Source organism: Klebsiella sp. SYXHC3 (assembly GCF_057196925.1).
The window spans coordinates 38,187-52,920 of the sequence record NZ_JBXUNG010000004.1 but is presented as its reverse complement, the minus strand read 5'-3'; the positions used below and the strand labels follow the sequence as shown (position 1 = coordinate 52,920).

Genomic DNA, 14,734 nt, shown 5'->3' with positions numbered 1-14,734 from the left:
GCACAATTTAACTTGATATGAAGATAAAATCATGGCCTTTTTTACTCGTCATCTGGCGGTCGATCTGCTGCTGACCGCGCTGGCTCCCGCCATCTGGGGAACCACTTATATCGTCACTTCGCAATTCTTGCCGCCGGACCGTCCTTTTATCGCCGCGCTGTTGCGCGTGTTGCCCGCCGGGATTGCGTTGTTACTGTGGAGCCGCCAGTTTCCGCAGCGCGGTGAGTGGTGGAAGCTGATCATTACCGGAATATTAAATATCGGCGCCTTTCAGGCGCTGCTGTTTATCGCCGCCTACCGCTTGCCCGGCGGGCTGGCGGCGGTGATCGGCGCGATTCAGCCGCTGCTGGTGATGCTGCTGGCCTGGTGCGTGGATCGCCAGCGTTCGCCGTGGCTGGCGGTGGTTTCCGCCTGCGCCGGGATCATCGGTATGGCGATGTTGCTGCTTTCTCCGCGCACGGTGCTGGATTCGTTAGGTATCGGCGCCGCTTTTCTTGGCGCCGTCAGTATGGCGCTGGGCACCTGGCTGTCGCGGCGCTGGGCGCTATCGTTGCCGGTTGTAGCGATGACCGGCTGGCAATTGTTGATAGGCGGGATCGTGTTACTGCCCATCGCGCTGCTGGTGGACCCGCCGTTGCACAATATCACCCCATTACAGGCGGCAGGTTATGTCTGGCTGTGTGTGGCCGGGGCGATGTTGGCCTATGGTTTATGGTTCCGCGGTATCAGACGATTGTCGCCGGTGGCGGTATCGGCAATGAGCCTGCTAAGTCCGGTGACGGCGGTGCTGCTGGGGTGGATCTTTCTCGGGCAGAAAATTGAGGGGATGGCGTTGGCGGGCCTTATTGTGGTACTGGCGAGTGTGCTCTCTATTCAGCGCGCGCTGGCGAAACGTTGACGTGAAAAAGCCCCATAAAGGGGCTCGACATTGCCGTGTTTTTTTACGTGGCGGGAGCCAGACCAGCCGTCCTGAGACGACCTGTCCGGCAGCTCCCTCTGCGACCATTCGGTTATTTAGACAGTTCCGCCGTCATGTGTACCTGATTACCGGTATAGGCTTCGGTAATGTGGTAAGAGGCGCCCTGATCTTTAGCGATAGCAGCGATTTTTGCTTCTGCGTTGTCCAGGGTATCAGAGGTCACGCTCACCGGGTGAGCCGCGAAGCTTGCGAAAGAAACCAGAGACAGCATACCAGCAGCAGCAAGTAATTTTACGTTTTTCATGGTGTTTATCCTTTTAACTTTTATGGTGGAAAGCGTTGTGCTTTCGATGGGTTTATAATAAGTCTGCTAACTATAACGTACGTTGCAAAAAGTGCGATTTAGATCACATTTTTATGACGGTTTGATGACTGCAAATGGGATTTTTATTGAAAAAAACTGTGAAAACAGAATGTTATATCTCATCTTCGAGAGTGCTAATTTCCGTTGACCCGCGTTTATGTCTCAACAGAATTTCTCCTGGTATTGATTGTGTGAATGGTTTGGTGGTTTTTTGGCTTGTTGTGACCGCGATACTTCGCCCGCTGGCGAAGCATTGCTAACCATCGGCGCGCTACAGTGCGGCTTCATTCATTGCTGGAGGAAAAAACCATGATTGCGGTACTCTTTGAAGCACAGGTCACGCCAGCGCAGCAGGAACGATACCTCGCGCTGGCGGCACAATTGAAACCGCTGCTGGAAACCATCGACGGCTTTATCGCCATCGAGCGTTTTCAAAGCCTCAGTGCGCCGGGAAAGATTTTGTCGCTGTCGTGGTGGCGGGACGAACAGTCGGTTGCAGCCTGGAAGCACAATATTTGTCATCAGGCGGCGCAGCGGGAAGGGCGGGAGTCTATCTTTGCTGATTATCAGATTCGCGTGGCACAGGTGTTGCGTGAATACCAGATGCAGAGTTCGCATTCTGCGTAACCAATATTAAGCGGAGGCAGTATGTTGCACCCTGCGGTTGTCATTGATGATGACGAAGCGCTGGCCGTCGCGATGGCGGCGGTTGCCTCGGCGATGGCTGACCCTTCACGAGTGAAAATACTCTGCGCGCTAATGGATGGCCGGGCATGGACGGCGACTGAGCTCTCCGGCGCGGCGGATATTTCGCCGTCGACCGCCAGCGCTCACCTTAGCCGTCTGGTCAACAGTCGCTTACTGATCTGCCTGGCGCAAGGGCGACATCGCTACTATCGGCTGGCGGGCGGCGATGTCGCCGGATTGCTGGAAAATATGATGACCATGGCGGGCAAAAGCGCAGTGCCGCTGACCACGCGAACGCCGGGAACGCTGCGTATGGCGCGTACCTGCTACGATCATCTGGCGGGTGAAGTGGCCGTCGCCATCTATGATTTTCTGCAGCAGCAAGCGTGGCTCACGGCAAATGGCACCGCGCTTACCGCGGCAGGGGAGGCGCATTTCGCCCGCTTAGGTATTACGTGCGATAGCGGATCCCGCCGCAAAGTATGCTGCGCCTGCCTTGACTGGAGCGAGCGCCGTTTTCATCTGGGCGGTGCCGCGGGCGCTGCCCTGCTGCAGTGGGGCGTGCAAAAAGGTTGGTTTATGCCGGTCCCGGGCTATCGCGAAGTGACAATCAGCGAGCCTGGGAAGCGAGCGCTGCGTCAGCACTTTGGCCTGGCGCTGTAGACCCGGCGACAGGATAGCCGTTCAGCAGTGATTCATATTGACGATTTGCTTATGCATCACCTGCGAGCTATTCATTCCCAGCTTTTTCATAATGTGAATGCGGTGGCTGTGTACCGTCTTATGATCGATATTCAGCAGCGAGGCAATTCGCTTGTTGTTATTGCAGGCGATAATAAGTTCCAGTACCTGCAGCTCTCTGGCGGTCAGCTTTCGCTGCGTGCGCAAATACCGGGTCTGCGGAGTTTCATCCTGCGTTCTGGTAATTGCCGAAAATGCGTCTAAAGAAGATTTTTCCGTCAGGATTAACAGGTTTTCCAGATCGATTAATTCCCGGCACAGATTGGCGATATCGCTTTTTACCATCAATACCAACAGTGTACAGCGCGAGAAATGAAAGCGCAGTTTGTTGAGTAATACGACCGTATCGGCGGCGGATATATCCTTGTGGATCATATTGAAGATCACCGTCTCAGCCAGGGGCGCGACGCCCCCTTGCACGATGTCCTGATAACTGGCCTGGGTGATATCCTGGTGAATATCGCTCAGATAATCATGAATAGATTGGCCAATGATATTGTCGTCAGTGTACAGCAAGATATTGTTCAAGGGCATTAAACTCTCTTCTTACGCTTGGCTTCCAGAATCAAATCGATCAGCGTTTTTTCTATTTTCTTCCTGTCATCGCTGCGGCGGAACTTAAACTGGCAGGAAATCTGATAGTAGTTTTCCGGACTCTTTTCTTCGCTATCCAGCGTGACCATCGCCACGTTCTTGATAATCAGATCAACGGTGATTTCGCCATATTCAGCCAGAGACAGAATGGCGTTTTTCAGCGTTGAGTTGTTGGCAAGGAATTTCAGATTTGGACTTGGTGCAATCAGCGCGCAGCCACCATCTGAAATATCTTTGATATCAAAAGCATAGTTTTCGCCATTTTTATGGCGCCCATGACAAAAGAAATCATTCTCATCGCGTAAACGAAATCGCGGATCTCGTCGTCTTTGTACAACCTGGATGCATTCCGGTAACGCAAATGCCACCTTATTGCTATTCTCCGCGCCGCCAGCGGAATTCTTCTGCCGCTGGGAGGTGAACTCGATCTTTCCTGAATCACTATGCAGAATAAATTTGAATTTATTCCCCGCAGGGATTTTGCTATCGCTCTGGATATGGAATTCGGCAAAATCTACACGCGCAATCTGAGTACTGATGCTTTTGTTATTAAAGAAAATTTCTATCTCTGTTTGCTTTCTCTGTTCCTCTCTGAAAATAGCAATGATTTCATACTTACTGGTTTTTATCGTTCCCTCTATCATGGGTAATCCTTGTTGAATCGTTACTGTGCATAGTTAATTTTTTTTACAGCAATAGCGACATACTGATTATGTTAACCAGATGTTTTTGTGAACGTTCGATGATATTGACTATCTTTGTAGCCAAATTGATTTGTATAAACGTCGAAGCCGATATTGTTTTTTCCTGTAATCAAGAGTGTTAACAAAAACCATGGAACAATACAAACGACAACAGCCTCCCAATTAGGAGGCCTAAGAAATAACGTAACTCAATGCAATTTATAAGGTTATTTCCTCGACGAGGAATCAGCATAACCCGATTTGTAGGATATATAGTGCCAGCAGAGATGGCCTAATTCCAGCTTAATATTAAGGGGATAGCCCTTCACGGCAAACGCCGTAAAGGGGGGAGTTGACGCCATCAACCGCTGATGCTATCCAGCTTCGCCAGTGCTCCGGCGGGGAGGGTAAGCGTTGCAGCGGCGAGATTTTCCCGTAAATGCGCCACCGATGAGGTGCCCGGAATCAGCAAAATATTCGGCGAGCGCTGCAGTAACCACGCCAGCGCCACCTGCATCGGCGTGGCGTCGAGCATGGCGGCAACCTCGTTAAGCTCTTGCGCCTGTAGCGGCGTAAAACCGCCCAGCGGGAAGAACGGCACGTAGGCGATGTTTTGCTGCGCCAGCGCGTCGATTAACGCGTCGTCACCGCGGTTAGCGATGTTGTACTGGTTTTGCACGCAGACGATGGGCGTCAGCTTCTGCGCATCGGCAACCTGTCTGGCGGTGACGTTACTCAGACCGATGTGACGTATCAGACCGCGGGCTTTTAGTTCCAGTAAGGTCGTTAGCGGTTCCTCCAGCGAACCCTCCACCGGGCCGTGGGTGCCGAGCATGCTGCGCAGATTGACCACCTCCAGCCTCTCCAGGCCGAGGTTACGCAGGTTATCTTCGACGGCCTGGGTGAGTTCCGCCGGCGACATCGCTGGTAGCCAATTGCCTTTCTCATCGCGGCGGGCGCTGACCTTGGTGACGATACACAAGTCGTCGCTATAGGGATGCAGCGCCTGACGAATTAGCTGATTGGTGATATGCGGGCCGTAGAAATCTGAGGTATCGATATGATTCACCCCGGCGGCGACGGCTTCTTGCAGAACGCGAATGGCGGCGTCGGGATCTTTTGGCGGCCCGAACACGCCGGGGCCGGCGAGCTGCATGGCGCCGTATCCAAGCCGGTAAACCTGACGGTCGCCTAAGGTCATGACCCCGGATAATGTTACGCTGGACATAATGACTCCCTCCGATGATAGGCAAGGAGTAAGTGTAATCCCGTCAGGGAGAAGCGATGGGCGAGAATGTTGGCAGAACGTGCGGCGACGCTGAAGGCGTCGCCGCGAGAGCGATTTAACTGAAGAACATCACCGAGACGCAGAGCAGGCCGACGATTAAGGTAATGAGATTACCCAGCGAACGGTAGGGCTTGAGCGCCGGAATGATATACGTCGACAACGTCGGCATGATGAACAGAATCATGGCGATAAGCGGGCCGCTGATGGCGTAAATCATCGAGATGGCGTTCGGATTGATAAAGCAGACGATAAAGGTCAGCGCCGAGACCAGCATAATCGACATGGCGCGGTTAAAGGCGCGGCTCTTACGAATGCCGAGCTGGCCGAGCGAGGTTTTAACGATTTCGCTGGCGCCTTCAATCACCCCAAAATAGGTGCCGAGGAACGATTTCGACATCGCGACCACCGCGACGATAATGCCGGTCACTGCAAGCCAGCCTGGCGCGCCCGGCGCCATGGAGAGCGCAGAGAGAATCGTCACCCCTTCATTACGCGCGGCTTCGATGTACGGCAGCGGAATGGACAGCAGGCAACTGAAGACAAAAAACAGCACGCTGGCGCAGATGATGGTGTAGGCCACCTTCATGATTTTTTTGCATTTACCCATGGCCAGCTCACCATATTTCTCCTGCTGATCGATAGCGAAGGTCGAAATAATCGGCGTATGGCTAAAAGCGAAAACCATCACGGGAATCGAGATCCAGATTTGGTGCCAGGTCTTTGCGTTCAGCTGCATCTGACTGGTGAGGTGTTCCGGTTGCCAGCTGCCAATCAGGTAGATGGAGAGGAACAGGAAACAGCCAATCAGCGGGAAGACGAGGAATCCCATCACTTTGATGGTCATATGACGCCCCATCAGGAAGATCAGATTCAGTACCAGCACCACGGCGAGGCTCAGCAGAGCGCGTACGCCAGGAGTCATCGCCACGTGTCTCGCCAGTTGTTCAGCCAGCGAATTAGTGATTGCCACGGCGTAGATCAGGATCACTACGAAGAAGGCGAGAAAGTACAGGCTGGTGATCAGATTGCCGACTTTTTTGCCGTAGTAATGATTGACCGCGCCGGTGATCCCTTCACCGGCCGCCACTTTGGCCGACAGGATGAATTGACACAGCGCTTTGTGCGGCCAGTAGGTTAACGGCCAGGCAACCAAAGCGGTAAGGAACAGCACGATGGCGCCGGCCGAACCGAGTTGAATCGGCAGGAATAGGGTGCCGGCGCCTACGGCAGTGCCATATAGAGCAAAACTCCATAGAGTTTCTTCTTTAGACCAAATTTTAGACATTATGCGAATTTATCAACCGTATAACCCAAAAAAAGGAGTGCAATTTACCACATTTATGAATCGTTTGCGGTGATAGTTTTCGGCGATAAATAAACCTGCGGATCGCCAAAGGGTTAGGCGATCCGCGCGATCGAGAACGTTAACTATTCGGCAGACTCTGCGGCTGGCGATACTTCAGGACGCGCACGCGCAGCGTATCCCACGCCCAGTTAAAGAACATGGTGTAGGGCAGGAAGAACAGCATAAAGCCGATTTCCAGCATAAATGCCTGCACCAGCGACACGCCAAGCACCAGCGCGACGACGGTGACGCCGATGATGATAAAGCCGCACTCAAAGCCGATGGCGTGCAGCGCGCGCACCCGCAGCGTGCGCGCCAGGCGTGAAACTGGCCACAGACGGTCGAAGGCGGCGTTATAGATCAGGTTCCAGACCATCGCCATGGTGGCGAGCAGAATGCTCAAGCCGCCCATTTCGACCACCGATCGCTGCATTAACCAGGCGGCGGTGGGGGCCAGAATTAACGTGGCGAGACCTTCAAAGCTCACCGCGTGGAGTACGCGTTCCAGCAGTGTCTTACGCTGCAGGTGATTGGTTTTCATTTTGGGATACCTCTTGTCAGTTCTGTCATCCAGATTTACCCGGCATTTTATGGAAAAATGTGATAAACAAAAGATAGATTCCATCGATAAAGTAGATAGGTTATGCACTATTCTCCCGAAGCTCTCACCGCCTTTGTAGAAGCCGCCGCCAGCGGTTCGTTCTCCGCCGCCGCCCGGCGGATGCGTAAAAGCCAGTCCACCATCAGTACCGCGATTTCGAATCTTGAAACCGACCTGGGGTTGACTCTCTTCGATCGTTCCACTCGCCAGCCGACGCTAACCGCGCAGGGCGAGCAGGTGCTGGGCTATGTGAAAGCAATACTGGCCGCCAGTTCGCGGCTGGATGAGCTCGCCAGTTCGTTATCCGGTAATACCGAACCGCGGCTGACCTTCGTCTTGTCGGATACCCTGCACCCGGATGTACTGGAGGATTTGCTGGAACAGTTCGATCGGCGTTTTCCGCATACCGAGTTTGAATGTCTGATTGGCGAAGATGAAGACGTGGTGGATCTGCTGCAAAAAGAGCGCGCTCAGGTGGGGCTTATCGAAGCCCGGGACAGCTATCCGATGGAGATCGGCAGCATGCGCCTGCCGTTGCAAACGGCGATGGGGATTTATGTTGCGCCGGGGCATCCGCTGGCCGGTCAGGGGCGGGTTTTCTGGGATGATCTGCACGGCTGGCGTGAACTGCGGCTTAGCACTTATCTTGAGAGCGCGCCGGACCCCTCGCGCGGCCAGGTATGGTCGGCGCCCAACTATTTGCTGCTGCTGAGTATGGCGGTGCAGGGCTTTGGCTGGTGTATTTTGCCCTGCGCGCTGGTGGAAGAGTTCGCCGGTAGCGGCAAGCTTAAAGCGTTGAATATCGCCGGCTGGCCGCGGTCGATCTCGGTGGATCTGCTATGGAACAAGCGTACGCCGCTGGGGGAAGCGGGCAGCTGGCTGCGCCAACACCTTGAAGGGCAAGGCCGCGAGTCGTGACGGCGAACTTTGTGAACCGCCTCACTTTTTTTAAACAATTGCGAAATTTTTTGATAACAATTCTCTACTATAACGGCATCTATTGATGGTTCTTTGCGCAGAAGGTAAAGGATGAAAGATGTCGTGATCGTCGGCGCGTTGCGTACGCCTATCGGCTGTTTTCAGGGAACGCTGGCGCGTCACTCGGCGGTGGAATTGGGCAGCGTGGTGGTGAAGGCGTTAGTCGAGCGGAGCGGAATCGATCCGCAGTGCATTGATGAAGTGATCCTCGGTCAGGTGCTGACTGCGGGCACCGGGCAGAATCCGGCGCGTCAGTCGGCGATCCGCGGCGGGCTGCCGAATACCGTCTCGGCGATCACCATCAACGACGTTTGCGGCTCCGGGCTGAAAGCGCTGCACCTGGCGACTCAGGCCATCCAATGCGGCGAAGCGGATGTAGTGATCGCCGGCGGTCAGGAAAACATGAGCCGCGCGCCGCATGTGCTTACCGACAGCCGAACCGGCGCGCAGCTGGGCAATAGCCAGCTTATCGACAGCCTGGTGCATGATGGGCTGTGGGACGCTTTCAATGACTACCATATGGGCGTAACGGCGGAAAATCTGGCGCGGGAGTATGGGATCAGCCGTGAACTACAGGACGCCTGGGCGCTTAGCTCGCAGCAAAAAGCGCGGCGGGCGATAGACTCCGGGCGGTTTCGCGATGAAATCGTGCCGGTCGCCACCGAGCATAACGGCAGTCAACGGCTGGTGGATACCGACGAGCAGCCGCGGATGGATGCCAGCGCTGAAGGGTTAGCCAGCCTGATGCCCACCTTCGACCAGCTTGGGTCGGTGACCGCGGGTAATGCATCGAGTATTAACGATGGCGCGGCGGCGGTAATGATGATGAGCGAATCAAAGGCCCAGGAGCTGGGGCTGCCGATTCTGGCGCGCATTCGCGCCTTCGCCAGCGTCGGCGTCGATCCGGCGCTAATGGGTATCGCGCCGGTACATGCCACCCGGCGCTGCCTTGAGCGCGCGGGCTGGCAGCTGGATGAGGTTGACTTAATCGAAGCTAATGAAGCTTTTGCCGCCCAGGCGATCTCCGTTGGCAGAGTGCTGGAGTGGGATGAACGGCGGGTTAACGTTAACGGCGGGGCTATCGCCCTGGGCCATCCGATTGGCGCGTCCGGTTGCCGTATTCTGGTGTCGCTGGTACATGAAATGATCAAGCGCGATGCGCGTAAAGGGCTCGCGACGCTGTGTATCGGCGGCGGTCAGGGCGTTGCGCTGGCGGTGGAGCGCGCATAATACGATCTCGCGCCGTCTTCGGCGCGATGTCCAACTTCCTCGCCGATCTTCTTTTCTTCGTTTTTCTCTCCGATTTTCTCTCTTCGCGGTTATTTTCCAAAGATAACCTAACTCACTGGATTTATAGCTTTTGTACAGGTTGCTAGCTCCTGGCGATGTGATCCGTTTTGCGTTTTTATCATTTTTAATCATAAAAAATGAAACGTTGTTTTAATTGTCGTTGAAAATGATTTTTCAGCGGTCTACTATGTGACTATCAGCAAAACGGAACTCTGTTTTATTTTTATGATGGGGATGCCCCAGGAGTTCTTCTTAGCCTCAGAACCTTGCCTGTGGTGAGCAGGCCGTGAAAGAAAGGAACCAGATATGATTCTTGATGCATTCTCTCTTCAGGGGAAAGTCGCGGTAGTGACCGGCTGCGACACCGGTTTAGGCCAGGGCATGGCGGTTGGGCTGGCGGAAGCGGGCTGCGATATCGTCGGTATTAATATCGTTGAGCCGAGGGAAACCATCGAGCGCGTTACCGCGCTGGGGCGTCGTTTTTTGAGCCTCACCGCCGACCTGCGGCAAATAGATGGTATTCCGCAGTTGCTTGAGCGCGCGGTGGCGGAATTTGGCCACATCGATATTCTGGTCAATAACGCGGGGCTAATCCGCCGTCAGGATGCTATCGAATTCAGCGAGAAGGACTGGGATGACGTGATGAACCTGAACATCAAAAGCGTCTTTTTCATGTCTCAGGCCGCGGCGAAGCACTTCATCGCTCAGGGTAACGGCGGCAAGATCATCAATATTGCCTCCATGCTGTCGTTCCAGGGCGGGATCCGCGTGCCGTCCTACACCGCCTCGAAAAGCGGCGTCATGGGCGTAACTCGCCTGCTGGCCAATGAATGGGCAAAGCATAATATCAATGTTAACGCCATTGCCCCCGGCTACATGGCAACCAACAATACCCAGCAGTTACGCGCCGATGAACAGCGCAGCGCGGAAATTCTCGACCGTATCCCGGCCGGCCGCTGGGGCCTGCCGAGCGATTTAATGGGGCCGGTGGTGTTTCTCGCCTCCAGCGCATCCGATTACATCAACGGCTACACCGTGGCGGTAGATGGCGGTTGGCTGGCGCGCTAACAGACATAGTCGAACAACCCGCCAACCGGCGGGTTGTTTTCTGAACAATGATCGTCCATATCATGAGGTTTAAATAATCCATACTCGTTAGTAATGGAAAATAAAATACTCGCCATTCATCAGGGTTGTTTTGACGATCGGACAGCATTTTTTGCATAAGATAAAGTTTAATGTCCATCACAAAAACAATGCTGCCAGCCGTTTTATCCATATCTTCGCCATCTCCCGACTGACACCTTAGCCCTGCGATCCCGTACTTTCACTGCACGCATACTCTGTTGAGGCAGGAAAAAAATGACTTCATTGACCACCGATCCGGGTTTACTCCCCAATGCGCAGCGCAACACCCGGCGCATGAACCAGTTTGTCTCCATTGCCGCCGCGGTGGCGGGTTTGTTATTCGGCCTTGATATCGGCGTGATTGCCGGGGCGCTACCTTTCATCACCGATCATTTCGTTTTATCCAGCCGTCTGCAGGAGTGGGTGGTCAGCAGTATGATGCTTGGCGCGGCGATTGGCGCGCTGTTCAACGGCTGGCTCTCTTTCCGTCTTGGCCGTAAATACAGTTTGATGGTTGGCGCGGTGCTATTTGTGGCGGGCTCTATCGGCTCGGCATTCGCCACCAGCGTCGAGATGCTGCTGGCGGCGCGTATTGTCCTTGGCGTCGCCGTCGGTATCGCCTCTTATACCGCACCGCTCTATCTTTCTGAAATGGCAAGCGAAAACGTTCGCGGCAAGATGATCAGCATGTATCAGTTGATGGTCACGCTTGGCATCGTGCTGGCCTTCTTATCCGATACCGCCTTCAGCTACAGCGGCAACTGGCGGGCGATGCTTGGCGTGCTGGCGCTGCCGGCGGTATTGCTGATTATCCTGGTGGTGTTCCTGCCTAACAGTCCGCGCTGGCTGGCGGAAAAAGGCCGCCATATCGAGGCCGAAGAAGTGCTGCGCATGCTGCGCGATACCTCGGAAAAGGCGCGCGATGAGCTGAATGAAATCCGCGAAAGCCTGAAGCTCAAGCAGGGCGGCTGGGCGCTGTTCAAAGTGAACCGCAACGTGCGTCGGGCGGTATTCCTTGGCATGTTATTGCAGGCGATGCAGCAGTTTACCGGCATGAATATCATCATGTATTACGCGCCGCGAATCTTCAAAATGGCCGGCTTTACCACCACCGAGCAGCAGATGATCGCCACGCTGGTGGTCGGCCTGACCTTCATGTTCGCCACCTTTATCGCGGTGTTTACCGTTGATAAGGCCGGGCGTAAACCGGCATTGAAAATCGGCTTTAGCGTGATGGCGTTGGGCACCCTGGTGCTGGGCTACTGCCTGATGCAGTTTGATAACGGTACCGCCGGCAGCGGCCTCTCCTGGCTATCGGTGGGAATGACCATGATGTGTATTGCCGGATACGCGATGAGCGCCGCGCCGGTGGTGTGGATCCTCTGCTCTGAGATCCAGCCGCTAAAATGCCGCGACTTCGGCATCACCTGTTCGACCACCACCAACTGGGTGTCGAACATGATTATTGGCGCGACCTTCCTGACGCTGCTGGACGCGATTGGCGCGGCAGGCACGTTCTGGCTCTATACCGCGCTGAACGTGGCGTTTATCGGCGTGACCTTCTGGCTGATCCCGGAAACCAAAAACGTGACGCTTGAACATATCGAACGCAAGCTGATGTCCGGGGAAAAGCTGCGTAACATCGGCAACTGATCACACGGATTCGCGCGGCAGCCACGGGCTGGGAACCTTAATGGTATCCCGATGGCTGTCGCTGTTAATAATATGCAGGGCGCTCAGGCGGCCAATTTCATAATGCGGTAACTGCACCGTTGACAGCGGCGGCAGGAACAGATCGCCAATCCCCACCATGTTGTCATAACCCACCACCGCCACATCTTCAGGGATTCGCAAGCCCTGCGCCAGCAACGTCTGGTAGACCATAAAAGCGATACGATCGTTACCGCACACTACGGAATCAAACCGCGGTTTACCCTGATCAATATGGGCCAGCAGCTGGCCGGGAATATCGCGATAGTGTTCGTCACCGTAGGTCATATAGCAGTGATCGAGCGTATCCGGATCGACCTGCGCCTCGCGGCAGGCGCGTTCCATCCCCTGTCGGCGGCGTATCGTCGCCAGATGCCTGGCCGGAAGATGCAAACAGAGCGGGCGGCGATAGCCGGCGGCCAGCAGCGCTTTCACCGCGTCGTACTGGCCTTGCTCATCGTCTGGAATATAGCTGGCGACGTTCTCGTTCAGGCTTTCGCAGTTGGCCAGCACGCAGGGCAGCGTCAACAATTTCGCCGGTAGCGGAACCTGGCGTAGCCCCATGGTGGTGTAAATGATGCCGTCCGGGCGGTGGGAAAGCAGCAGGTCAAGGATGGCATCTGGATTGTCATCCGAGAACATGTTAACCACAAAGCTGTTCCAGCCGTGGGCCCGCGCCGTCTCTTCGATAGAGAGCGTTATCTCTACCGAGAATGGGGTGGTCACCGTGTCCAGCGCCAGTACGCCGATGGTGCTTGGGGTTGCCCGGGCGCCGCGAATTTTCTTCGCCGACAGGTCGGGGACGTAATTGGTCTGTTCGATAGCCGCCTGTACGCGGGCAAGCGTTTCCGCCTTCAGGCGCTCCGGGCTGTTCAGCGCGCGGGATACCGTCATCAGTGAGACGTTGGCTAGCTTCGCTACATCTTTCAGGGATGCCATGGTGATTACTCCGGTATACAACTAAGTCGCTGATGTAAAAGGATCATACGATAGTCTATCCCAGCCTGATGGTGAAGCATGGCGAGGAATAGTTGATCGCGATCTCATCTCTATTATGTTAACGTTAACTTTTGTGATTAACATCATGAATCGCCACAAAACCAGATGAGAGTTGTTTTTTGTTAACGTTACCATTTGCGCATTACTCCAACACGAGAATGTCATGATGAAGATGCATCACTCTCACAGCTACCCCTTACTCAGTGCCTTACTGTTTTTCTTTTTTGTTACCTGGTCTTCTTCCGGCTCGTTGCTTTCCATCTGGCTACATCAGGAAGTGGGGCTGAAAGCCGGGGATACCGGCATTATCTACGCGGTGCTGTCGGTCTCGGCGCTATTCGCCCAGATTTGCTACGGCTTTATCCAGGATAAACTGGGGCTGCGCAAAAATTTACTCTGGTATATCACGGTCTTACTGATCCTTTCCGGCCCGGCCTATCTGCTGTTTGGCTATCTGCTGAAAATCAACGTACTGCTTGGCAGTATTTTTGGCGGTATCTATATCGGCCTGACCTTTAACGGCGGTATTGGCGTGCTGGAGTCCTATACCGAGCGTGTGGCGCGGCAAAGCCAGTTTGAATTCGGCAAAGCGCGGATGTGGGGATCGCTGGGCTGGGCGGTGGCGACCTTTTTCGCCGGGCTGCTGTTCAACATTAACCCGCAGCTGAACTTCGCCGTCGCCAGCTGTTCTGGTCTGGTTTTCTTCATGTTGCTGGCGCGGCTTAAGGTCTCTTCGGCGCCGCATGCCATGCAGGAGGCGGTCAGTGGCGGTAAAGTCACGCTGGAAGACGCGCTGCGCCTGCTGACGCTGCCGCGCTTTTGGGCGCTGGTGTTTTTCGTCGTTGGCACCTGTATTTACGGCGTTTACGACCAGCAGTTTCCGGTCTACTTCTCCTCGCAGTTTGCCACGCTCCATGAAGGGAACGCCATGTATGGCTATCTCAACTCCTTCCAGGTGTTCCTCGAAGCGGCGGGAATGTTCTGCGCCCCGTGGCTGGTCAATCGCATCGGCGCGAAAAACGGCCTGATCTTCGCCGGCATGGTGATGGCGATGCGCATGGTGGCCTCCGGGCTGGTGGAAGGCCCTGTACTGATCTCGATTACGAAACTGCTGCACGCCGTGGAATTACCGGTGCTGCTGGTGTCCATCTTCAAATACAACAGCCTGAACTTTGATAAACGCCTTTCTTCCACCCTGTACCTGGTTGGTTTCGCCTGCACCAGTTCGGTCATCGCCACCGTACTGTCGCCGCTGGCGGGCTATAGCTACGAAAAATACGGCTTCGCCGACTCCTATTTGATCATGGGACTGCTGGTGTTCTGCACCACCTTCATCTCCATCTTCCTGCTGCGATCCAATAAGCCCTCTTCGGATTCGCTCATGTCGCAGCCATCCACTATCTGACT

Annotated in this window: 15 protein-coding genes; 8 read left to right on the top strand and 7 right to left on the bottom strand. The window is 54.8% G+C overall.

Annotated elements, in window-relative coordinates:
• Positions 1-31: 31 nt before the first annotated feature.
• The gene (locus AC2CGP_RS12120) at positions 32-898 is read left to right on the top strand and encodes an EamA family transporter (protein ID WP_049052336.1); all 867 of its coding nucleotides are present in this window, start codon (positions 32-34) and stop codon (positions 896-898) included.
• 112 nt (positions 899-1,010) lie between these two features.
• Here the strand turns inward: AC2CGP_RS12120 and AC2CGP_RS12115 are convergent, their stop codons facing one another.
• A complete protein-coding gene (locus AC2CGP_RS12115; protein WP_015369896.1) occupies positions 1,011-1,223 on the bottom strand; it encodes a YdgH/BhsA/McbA-like domain containing protein in 213 nt (70 codons plus the stop codon).
• A gap of 369 nt (positions 1,224-1,592) precedes the next feature.
• Here AC2CGP_RS12115 and AC2CGP_RS12110 point away from each other — a divergent pair, with 369 nt between their 5' ends.
• The gene (locus tag AC2CGP_RS12110) at positions 1,593-1,910 is read left to right on the top strand and encodes an antibiotic biosynthesis monooxygenase family protein (RefSeq protein ID WP_015703344.1); all 318 of its coding nucleotides are present in this window, start codon (positions 1,593-1,595) and stop codon (positions 1,908-1,910) included.
• A gap of 21 nt (positions 1,911-1,931) precedes the next feature.
• Positions 1,932-2,633, top strand: a complete 702-nt coding sequence (locus AC2CGP_RS12105) for an ArsR/SmtB family transcription factor (RefSeq protein WP_015369898.1) — start codon at positions 1,932-1,934, stop codon at positions 2,631-2,633.
• A 21-nt stretch (positions 2,634-2,654) separates the two neighbouring features.
• Here the strand turns inward: AC2CGP_RS12105 and AC2CGP_RS12100 are convergent, their stop codons facing one another.
• The 5 genes from AC2CGP_RS12100 to AC2CGP_RS12080 all read right to left on the bottom strand — a co-directional run bounded on the left by AC2CGP_RS12100 (position 2,655) and on the right by AC2CGP_RS12080 (position 7,162).
• The gene (locus AC2CGP_RS12100) at positions 2,655-3,239 is read right to left on the bottom strand and encodes a helix-turn-helix domain-containing protein (RefSeq protein WP_026612222.1); all 585 of its coding nucleotides are present in this window, start codon (positions 3,237-3,239) and stop codon (positions 2,655-2,657) included.
• Positions 3,240-3,244: 5 nt separating this feature from the next.
• Positions 3,245-3,949, bottom strand: a complete 705-nt coding sequence (locus AC2CGP_RS12095; RefSeq protein WP_015703342.1) for a flagellar brake protein — start codon at positions 3,947-3,949, stop codon at positions 3,245-3,247.
• A gap of 400 nt (positions 3,950-4,349) precedes the next feature.
• Positions 4,350-5,216, bottom strand: a complete 867-nt coding sequence (locus AC2CGP_RS12090; protein ID WP_015369901.1) for an aldo/keto reductase family oxidoreductase — start codon at positions 5,214-5,216, stop codon at positions 4,350-4,352.
• A gap of 115 nt (positions 5,217-5,331) precedes the next feature.
• Positions 5,332-6,561 (bottom strand): amino acid permease, encoded by a 1,230-nt coding sequence (locus AC2CGP_RS12085; protein ID WP_015369902.1) that lies wholly within the window; start codon positions 6,559-6,561, stop codon positions 5,332-5,334.
• A 139-nt stretch (positions 6,562-6,700) separates the two neighbouring features.
• On the bottom strand, positions 6,701-7,162 hold the full coding sequence (locus AC2CGP_RS12080) for a multidrug/biocide efflux PACE transporter (RefSeq protein ID WP_020078027.1): 462 nt from the start codon (positions 7,160-7,162) through the stop codon (positions 6,701-6,703).
• 102 nt (positions 7,163-7,264) lie between these two features.
• Here AC2CGP_RS12080 and AC2CGP_RS12075 point away from each other — a divergent pair, with 102 nt between their 5' ends.
• From AC2CGP_RS12075 to araE, 4 genes are all read left to right on the top strand, one after another.
• Complete coding sequence (locus AC2CGP_RS12075) at positions 7,265-8,140, top strand: LysR family transcriptional regulator (protein ID WP_015369904.1); 876 nt, start codon at positions 7,265-7,267, stop codon at positions 8,138-8,140.
• A 111-nt stretch (positions 8,141-8,251) separates the two neighbouring features.
• Positions 8,252-9,430 (top strand): acetyl-CoA C-acetyltransferase, encoded by a 1,179-nt coding sequence (locus AC2CGP_RS12070; protein ID WP_015369905.1) that lies wholly within the window; start codon positions 8,252-8,254, stop codon positions 9,428-9,430.
• A gap of 366 nt (positions 9,431-9,796) precedes the next feature.
• A complete protein-coding gene (gene kduD / locus AC2CGP_RS12065) occupies positions 9,797-10,558 on the top strand; it encodes a 2-dehydro-3-deoxy-D-gluconate 5-dehydrogenase KduD (protein ID WP_020078029.1) in 762 nt (253 codons plus the stop codon).
• 294 nt (positions 10,559-10,852) lie between these two features.
• Positions 10,853-12,271: an arabinose-proton symporter AraE gene (gene araE / locus AC2CGP_RS12060; RefSeq protein WP_015369908.1), complete on the top strand. Its 1,419-nt coding sequence runs from the start codon at positions 10,853-10,855 to the stop codon at positions 12,269-12,271.
• Here araE and AC2CGP_RS12055 read toward each other — a convergent pair whose 3' ends face one another.
• Positions 12,272-13,267 carry a LacI family DNA-binding transcriptional regulator gene (locus tag AC2CGP_RS12055; protein ID WP_042897666.1) on the bottom strand — a complete coding sequence of 332 codons (996 nt, stop codon included), beginning with the start codon at positions 13,265-13,267 and terminating at the stop codon, positions 12,272-12,274.
• Between the two features lie 223 nt (positions 13,268-13,490).
• On the opposite strand from AC2CGP_RS12055, the gene AC2CGP_RS12050 reads away from it, so the two are divergent.
• Positions 13,491-14,732 (top strand): MFS transporter, encoded by a 1,242-nt coding sequence (locus AC2CGP_RS12050; RefSeq protein ID WP_015369910.1) that lies wholly within the window; start codon positions 13,491-13,493, stop codon positions 14,730-14,732.
• The last annotated feature ends 2 nt before the right edge of the window (positions 14,733-14,734 follow it).